We start from the raw sequence: 7,566 nt of genomic DNA, 5'->3' as shown, positions 1-7,566 counted from the left end.
GGACGGGAACTCCGCCCACCGGGCAGGCCCGGTGGAACACCGGCCCGGCGCAGTGGGCCGGACGGGAACTCAGCCCGCCAGGGCGGGTCTGGTGGAACACCGGCTTACCGAGGCCGCTTGTGGCTGTGCGGGCCGTCGAAGAGGCCGGGTCGCCTGTCGGAGCATGGCTCCGGTGGGCGGTGGCCGCCGCTCGCAGCGCGGTCCCCGGCGAGCGGCGACCCTCGTGGTCCTGCGAGCACCGCACCGCGCTCCGGTGGCCTGCCGTCGGGCGACAGGCAGGCACGCGGCCTGTCGAACAGCGAACGGCTGGCGCGGTGGGCGACACCCGGCCGCTGGCGTGTGACCCCGACGGCTGGCGGGCGGTACCCGGCAGTCGGCGAACGACGGCTGGCGGGTGACATCCGCTGGCGAGCGCTGCCCGGAAGCCGGCGAACGACAGCTAGCGGGCCACACCCGCTGGCCTGCGCCCGGTGGGTGAGGCCTGGGTCAGCCAGGTCGCGGGGGCGTCCCGGTGACCGGCCGCCTCACGTGCCGTTCTCGGCCGTTCGCTGCTCGGCCAGTGCCGTCACCCTCGCGGCCAGGTCGGCGCCGCTGAGGGGTTCGCGGGCGACCACCAGGATGGTGTCGTCGCCCGCGATGGTGCCGACGATGTCGTGCAGCGCCGCCCGGTCCAGCGCGCTGGCCAGGAACTGCGCCGCGCCCGGCGGGGTGCGCAGCACGGCGAGGTTGCCGGAGTGGTCGACCGACACCAGCAGCTCCTCCAGGACCCTGGTGAGCCTGGTGGTGCCCCCCTGGACGCCGCGCACGGGGCTGCCGTCCTCGGGGATGACGTACACCGGCGCTCCCCCGTCGGGGCCGCGCAGCTTGACCGCGCCCAGCTCGTCCAGGTCGCGCGACAGCGTCGCCTGGGTGACGTCGACGCCCTCGGCCGCGAGGATCTTGGCGAGCTCCGCCTGGCTGCGCACCGCGTTCTGGCTGACCAGCTCCACGATGCGGGCCTGCCGGGCGGTTCTGCTCACGACGTGCGCCCGAGCAACCAGACCAGGAGCGCCTTCTGGGCGTGCAGCCGGTTCTCGGCCTCCTCCCACACCGCGCTGGCCGGGCCGTCGATGACCTCGTCGGTGATCTCCCAGCCCCGGTGCGCGGGCAGGCAGTGCAGCACGGTGGTCTTCTCGACGCCGGTGGCGGCGAGCAGGGCCGCGTTCACCTGGTAGGGGTGGAACGGGCGGGTGCGGTCGCGGCCGTCGTTCTCCTGGCCCATGGACGTCCAGGTGTCGGTGACCAGCACGTCCGCGCCGTCGACGGCCGCGCGCGGGTCGGTGATGACCTCGACGGAACCGCCGGTCTCGGCGGCGCGCTTGCGCGCGTCCTCCAGCACCCACGGCGCGGTCTGGAACGCCTCGGGGGCGGCGATGCGCACGTGCATCCCGGCGGTCACGCCGCCGAGCAGCGTGGAGTTCGCCATGTTGTTCGCGCCGTCGCCCAGGTAGGTGATCGTGAGGCCGGCGAGGCGGCCGTGGACGCGCCGCACGGTCTGCAGGTCGGCGAGCACCTGGCAGGGGTGGAACTCGTCGGTGAGCGCGTTGACCACGGGCACGCGGGACACCGACGCCATGGCCTCGATGCGCTTCTGCGCGAAGGTGCGCCACACGACGGCGTCGACGTAGCCGGACAGGACGCGGGAGGTGTCCTCGATGGTCTCCTCGCGGCCGAGCTGCATGGAGCGGCCGTCCACGATCACCGGGTTGCCGCCGAGCTGGGCGATGCCCACCTCGAACGAGAGCCGGGTGCGGGTGGAGTTCTTCTCGAAGATCACCGCGACGGACTTGGGGCCCGCGAGCGGCTTGGGGCCGGTCGGGTCGGCCTTGAGCTCGTCGGCCAGGTCGAGGACCTCGGCCTGCTCCTGCGGTGTGAGGTCGTCGTCGCGGAGGAAGTGGCGGGGGGACATGGCGTTCAGGACTCCAGACAGGACGGGAGGTCGGCCACCAGCCGGTGGGCGTCGACCTCGTCGAGCACCAGCGGCGGCGCCAGCCGGATGACGTCGGGCTGGACGGGGTTGACCAGGTAGCCCGCCCGCTTGGCGGCGGCGGCGACGGCGGCCGACACCGGTTCGCGCAGCAGCACGCCGAGCAGCAGGCCCGCGCCGCGCACCCCGGCCACGAGCGGGTGGTTCAGCGCCTCGACGCCCGCGGCGATCTCCTTGCCGACCGAGGAGGCGTGCTCCAGCAGGCCGTCCGCGGCGATGGTGTCGAGCACGGCGAGCGCGGCGGCGCAGCACACCGGGTTGCCGCCGAAGGTGGTGCCGTGCTGGCCGGGCTGGAACAGGTCCTTGGCCGGGCCGATCGCGATGCACGCGCCGAGCGGCAGGCCGCCGCCGAGGCCCTTGGCGAGGGTGACGACGTCGGGGACGATCCCGGCCTGGTGGAAGGCGAACCAGGAGCCGAGGCGGCCGACGCCGGTCTGCACCTCGTCCATGACCAGTAGCGCGCCGTGCTCGGCGGTGATGCGGCGGGCCGCCTGGAGGTAGCCCTCCGGGGGCACGACCACGCCGTTCTCGCCCTGGACGGGCTCGACGAAGAACGCGGCGGTGCTGTCGTCGATCGCCGCCTCGAGCGCGGCGACGTCGCCGAACGGGACGTGCTCGACGCCGGGCACGAGCGGCTCGAACGGGGTGCGCTTGCCGGGCTGGCCGGTCAGCGCGAGCGCGCCCATGGTGCGGCCGTGGAAGCCGCCGGTGGTGGCGACGACCTTGGTGCGGCCGGTGCGGCGGCTGAGCTTGAGGGCGGCCTCGTTGGCCTCGGCGCCGGAGTTGCAGAACAGCACGCGGCCGTCGCCGTCCACCCCGGCCAGGTCGAGCAGGCGCTCGGCCAGCGCCAGGGAGGGGTGGTTGATGTACAGGTTCGAGGTGTGGCCGAGCTTGCCGATCTGCTCGGTCACGGCGGCGACGACGGCCGGGTGGGCGTGCCCGAGCGCGTTGACGGCGATGCCGCTGACCAGGTCGAGGTAGCGGTTGCCGTCGACGTCCCACACGAACGCGCCCTCGCCGCGCTCCAGCGCGAGTGCGGGCGTGCCGTAGTTGTCCATCATCACGGCCTGCCAGCGCTGCTGGTCGCTCATTCGCCGTCCCCCTCCTCGTGTTCGGTCACCATCGTCCCGACGCCCTCGGAGGTGAAGACCTCCAGCAGCAGCGAGTGGGCGAGCCTGCCGTCGATCACGTGCGCCTGCGGCACGCCGCCGCGCACGGCGCGCAGGCACGCCTCCATCTTGGGCACCATGCCGCTGTCCAACGAGGGCAGCAGCGCCTCCAGCCGGTCGGCTCCGATGCGGGCGACCAGGGAGTCGCGGTCGGGCCAGTCCGCGTAGAGGCCCTCGACGTCGGTGAGGACGACGAGCTTGCGGGCCTTCAACCCCACGGCGACGGCGCCCGCGGCGGTGTCGGCGTTGACGTTGTGCACGACGCCCGCCGCGTCCGGGGCCACCGTGGAGATGACCGGGATGCGCCCGGCCCGGATGATGTCGAGCACCGCATCGGGGTTGACCGCGACGATGTCGCCGACGAGGCCGAGGTCGACGTGCTCGCCGTCGACGACCGTGCCGCGCCGCTCGGCGGTGAGCAGGTGCGCGTCCTCGCCCGACAGACCCACCGCGTAGGGGCCGTGCTCGTTGAGCAGGCCCACCAGCTCCCGCTGCACCTGACCGACCAGGACCATGCGCACGACGTCCATGGCCTCGGGCGTGGTGACCCGCAGGCCGCCCCTGAACTCGCTGGCGATACCCATTTTACCGAGCATCGCGGCGATCTGGGGCCCGCCGCCGTGCACCACGACCGGGTGAAGTCCGGCGAGCTTGAGGAAGACGACGTCCTGGGCGAACGCGCGCTTGAGGTCGTCGTCGACCATGGCGTTGCCGCCGTACTTGACGACGACGGTGGCGCCCTGGAAGCGCCGCAGCCACGGCAGCGCCTCGATCAGGACGCCCGCCTTCTCCAGGGCGTGCCGCTGCGCGGGTGTGGTCATGACGAGTACGCGCTGTTCTCTTCGACGTAGCCGTGGGACAGGTCCGTGGTGAGCACGGTCGCGGAGCCCTCGCCGAGGCCCAGCTCGACCACGATGGAGATGTCGCGGCCGGACAGGTCGGCCTCGGAGCGGTCGGCGGCCTTGTGCCCGTCGGCGAACAGGGTGACGCCGTTGATGGTGATGCCCAGCCGGTCGGGGTCGACCTCGGCGGCGGAGCGGCCGACGGCCATGGCGACGCGGCCCCAGTTGGGGTCGGAGCCGAACAGGGCGGTCTTGACCAGGTTGTCCTCGGCGACGGTCTTGCCCACGGTGACCGCGTCGGCCTCGGTGCGCGCGCCGACGACGGTCACGCTGATCTCCTTGGTGGCGCCCTCGGCGTCGCCCTGGAGCTGCTTGACCAGGTCGCCCGCGACGGCGGTGAGCAGCTCGGCGAAGTCGTCGACCTCGGGCTCGATCCCGGACGCGCCGGAGGACAGCACGATCACCGTGTCGTTGGTGGAGGTGCCGCCGTCGACGTCGAGCCGGTCGAACGTCCTGGTCACGGCGTGCCGCAGGGCCGCGTCGAGCGCGTCGCCGGTGATGACGGCGTCGGTGGTGATGACCGACAGCATGGTGGCCATGTTCGGGGCGAGCATCCCCGCGCCCTTGACGAAGCCGCCCACGGACCAGCCGTCGGGGTGGCGCGTCCAGGACTGCTTGGGGTGGCTGTCGGTGGTCATGACGGCGGTGGCGGCGGCGAGACCGGCGGCCTCGGTCCCCGCCAGCTCGGCGACGGCGGCGTCGACGCCGGGCAGGAGCTTGTCCATCGGCAGCCGCTCGCCGATGAGGCCGGTGGAGCAGACCGCGACCTCGCCCGCGCCGGTGGCCAGCGCCTCGCCGACCTTCTCGGCGGTGGCGTGGGTGTCCTGGAAGCCCTCGGGACCGGTGCAGGCGTTGGCGCCGCCGGAGTTGAGGACGACGGCGGTCAGCCTGCGCTCCTTGATCACCTGCTGGGACCACAGGACCGGGGCGGCCTTGACCTGGTTGGTGGTGAACACGGCGGCGGCGGCGTCGTTCGGGCCGTCGTTGACGACCAGCGCCAGGTCGAGCGCGCCGGACTCCTTGATGCCCGCGGCGACACCTGCGGCGCGGAAGCCCTGGGGGCCGGTGACGCCCTGGGTGCGGATCATGGTGCGACTCCGATGGTGGACAGGCCGGTGGTCTCCGGCAGGCCGAGGGCGAGGTTCGCGCACTGCACCGCGGCGCCCGCGGTGCCCTTCGCGAGGTTGTCGATGGCGGCGACGACGACCAGTCGGTTCAGGTCGGGGTCGGTGGTGACCTGGAGCTGCACGGCGTTGGAGCCGAGCACGGCGCCGGTGGTGGGCCAGTGGCCCTCGGGCAGCAGGTGGACGAACGGCTCGTCCGCGCAGGCGGCCTGGTAGGCGGCCCTGACCTGCGCGGCGTCCACGCCGTCGGCGAGGGTCGCGGTGCAGGTCGCGAGGATGCCGCGCGGCAGCGGGGCCAGCACCGGGGTGAAGGAGACCTTCACCGGGCGGCCCGCGACGGCGCTGAGGTTCTGGGTGATCTCGGGGGTGTGCCGGTGCGCGCCGCCGACGCCGTAGGCGGACAGCGAGCCCATGACCTCGGACCCGAGCAGGTTCGCCTTGGGCGCCTTGCCCGCGCCGGACGTGCCGGAGACGGCGACCACGGTGACCTCGGGCTCGACCAGGCCGATCGCCGGGGCCAGCGCGAGCGAGGACACCGTCGGGTAGCAGCCGGGGACCGCGATCCGCTTGGCGCCGCGCAGCGCCTCGCGGTGGCCGGGCAGCTCGGGCAGGCCGTAGGGCCAGCTGCCCGCGTGCTCGCCGCCGTACCAGCGCTGCCAGGCTGCGGCGTCGGTCAGCCGGTGGTCGGCCCCGCAGTCCACGACGAGCACGTCGTCCCCGAGCTGGGCGGCCAGCGCGGCGGAGTGCCCGTGCGGCAGCGCCAGGAACACCACGTCGTGACCCGCGAGGACCTCGGGCGTGGTCTCCTCCAGGACCCGGTCGGCCAGCGGGAGCAGGTGCGGCTGGTGCGCCAGCAGCGGGGCTCCCGCGTTGCCGCCCGCCGTGAGCGCGCCGATCTCCACCTCGGGATGTGCGAGGAGCAGCCGGAGCAGCTCGCCCCCGGCGTACCCGCTGGCTCCCGCGACCGCGATCCGAACCGTCATGCGGATAAGTATGCACGACTGTGCAAAGTCACTCAAAGGGGTTCGGGTCACACCACTGTCACACGGTGAGCACGACCTTGCCCAGCACACCTCCCGCGGAAAGCCGCAGCAACGCGTCCTCGGCGCGCTCCAGCGGGTAGGAGCGGTCGAGCGGCGCGCGCAGCTGCCCGCGCTCCACGAACCCGACCAGCAGGCGCAGGTCCTCGGCGCCGACGAGCGAGACGGGGCAGGTCAGGCTCTGCCGGACCAGCGGGTTGAGCAGCAGCGCCCCGAGCTGCCGCTGGAGCCCGCCGAACACCGTGCCCCCGCCCTCGCCGCCGACGATCACGAGCGCGCCGCGCGGGGTGAGCAGCCGCCGCAGGGCGCGCAGCGGCCGTCTGCCCCCGGTGTCCACGACCAGGTCGTACCGCCCACTCGGCTCGGCCTCGCGGTAGTCGACGACCTCGTCGGCCCCCAACGAGCGCACGAACCCGGCTTTGCCGCCCGAGCACACCCCGGTCACCCGAGCCCCGAGCGCTTTGGCGAGCTGCACCGCGCACGACCCGACCCCGCCGGACGCGCCGAGCACGAGAACCCGCTCCCCCACCCGCCCCCGCACGGCCTGCAGCGCGGTCACCCCCGAGATCGGCAGGGCGGCGGCCTCGGCGAACGTCAGCGACGCGGGCTTGCGCACGATCCGGTCGGCCGACGCGCGCGCCAGCTCGGCGAACGCGCCACGCCCCACCCCGAGCACCTCGTCACCCACCTCGAACCCGCGCACCCCGCCCCCGACCCGCTCGACCACCCCGGCCAGGTCCGCGCCCGGCACCCGGTGCCTCGGCCGCCGCACCCCGAGCGCCAGCCGCACCACCCCCGGCTCACCGGTCACCAGGTGCCGCGCGCCCTGGTCAACGCCCGCCGCGCGCACCCGGACCAGCACCTCCCCCTCACCCGGCTCAGGCTCGGGAACCTCCTCGACCCGCAGCACCCCAGCGATGCCGTACGCGTCCTGCACGACAGCTCTCACCGCTCCCACTCCCCCTCAGCTCATGACCCACGTGGTTGTTGCGATCAAGTTCGTGAAGCAGGTTCAACGCCACAGCCCCGGCTCCCGAGCGGTTGAGGCACATCCGCTCAAGCCCCCGCCCAGGCGGCAGCACTCGGTTAGACGGACACAGGCGCGAACCCCGGCCCGCGATGGCGACCCCCCAGGCCCGGACGCGCCCCGGTCCCGATGCGGGCGACGCGCGGCGCGAACCGCCGGAACCAGCGGTCCGGCAGCGAAGCGACCCCACCGCCTCGCCGACGACGAAGAAGAACGGGCCTGCGCCGCTCGACGATCCCCACGACTCGACGAGCGCTGGGAGTCGACGAGCGCCGGGA

At 74.0% G+C, this 7,566-nt stretch carries 7 protein-coding genes; all 7 read right to left on the bottom strand.

Annotation, left to right across the window (positions count from 1 at the left end; translation table 11 throughout):
- Positions 1 to 524: 524 nt before the first annotated feature.
- Genes ACTUAL_RS30730 through ACTUAL_RS30700 form a run of 7 tightly spaced genes read right to left on the bottom strand, consistent with a single transcriptional unit; the run spans position 525 to position 7,210 of the window.
- On the bottom strand, positions 525 to 1,019 hold the full coding sequence (locus ACTUAL_RS30730) for an arginine repressor (RefSeq protein WP_015804155.1): 495 nt from the start codon (positions 1,017 to 1,019) through the stop codon (positions 525 to 527).
- The gene (gene argF / locus ACTUAL_RS30725; RefSeq protein WP_096496287.1) at positions 1,016 to 1,948 is read right to left on the bottom strand and encodes an ornithine carbamoyltransferase; all 933 of its coding nucleotides are present in this window, start codon (positions 1,946 to 1,948) and stop codon (positions 1,016 to 1,018) included. Before argF ends, ACTUAL_RS30730 begins: the two co-directional genes overlap by 4 nt.
- A 5-nt stretch (positions 1,949 to 1,953) precedes the next feature.
- The gene (locus tag ACTUAL_RS30720) at positions 1,954 to 3,117 is read right to left on the bottom strand and encodes an acetylornithine transaminase (protein ID WP_440902680.1); all 1,164 of its coding nucleotides are present in this window, start codon (positions 3,115 to 3,117) and stop codon (positions 1,954 to 1,956) included.
- On the bottom strand, positions 3,114 to 4,016 hold the full coding sequence (argB, locus tag ACTUAL_RS30715) for an acetylglutamate kinase (protein ID WP_096496288.1): 903 nt from the start codon (positions 4,014 to 4,016) through the stop codon (positions 3,114 to 3,116). The genes ACTUAL_RS30720 and argB overlap by 4 nt, the downstream gene beginning before the upstream one ends.
- Complete coding sequence (gene argJ / locus ACTUAL_RS30710) at positions 4,013 to 5,185, bottom strand: bifunctional glutamate N-acetyltransferase/amino-acid acetyltransferase ArgJ (protein ID WP_096496289.1); 1,173 nt, start codon at positions 5,183 to 5,185, stop codon at positions 4,013 to 4,015. The genes argB and argJ overlap by 4 nt, the downstream gene beginning before the upstream one ends.
- Complete coding sequence (gene argC, locus ACTUAL_RS30705; RefSeq protein WP_096496290.1) at positions 5,182 to 6,204, bottom strand: N-acetyl-gamma-glutamyl-phosphate reductase; 1,023 nt, start codon at positions 6,202 to 6,204, stop codon at positions 5,182 to 5,184. Before argC ends, argJ begins: the two co-directional genes overlap by 4 nt.
- Before the next feature lie 58 nt (positions 6,205 to 6,262).
- The gene (locus ACTUAL_RS30700; RefSeq protein ID WP_440902679.1) at positions 6,263 to 7,210 is read right to left on the bottom strand and encodes an NAD(P)-dependent alcohol dehydrogenase; all 948 of its coding nucleotides are present in this window, start codon (positions 7,208 to 7,210) and stop codon (positions 6,263 to 6,265) included.
- Positions 7,211 to 7,566 lie beyond the last annotated feature (356 nt).

It is taken from the genome of Actinosynnema sp. (genome assembly GCF_052038725.1).
Note: the sequence above shows the minus strand (reverse complement) of the source record. Positions and strands in the feature narration are given on the sequence as shown.

Bases quoted from the DNA above. Each gene is read 5' to 3' on its own strand.
- argF (WP_096496287.1), bottom strand. From the start codon at position 1,948: ATGTCCCCCCGCCACTTCCTCCGCGACGACGACCTCACACCGCAGGAG.
- ACTUAL_RS30720 (WP_440902680.1), bottom strand. From the start codon at position 3,117: ATGAGCGACCAGCAGCGCTGGCAGGCCGTGATGATGGACAACTACGGC.
- argB (WP_096496288.1), bottom strand. From the start codon at position 4,016: ATGACCACACCCGCGCAGCGGCACGCCCTGGAGAAGGCGGGCGTCCTG.
- argJ (WP_096496289.1), bottom strand. From the start codon at position 5,185: ATGATCCGCACCCAGGGCGTCACCGGCCCCCAGGGCTTCCGCGCCGCA.
- argC (WP_096496290.1), bottom strand. From the start codon at position 6,204: ATGACGGTTCGGATCGCGGTCGCGGGAGCCAGCGGGTACGCCGGGGGC.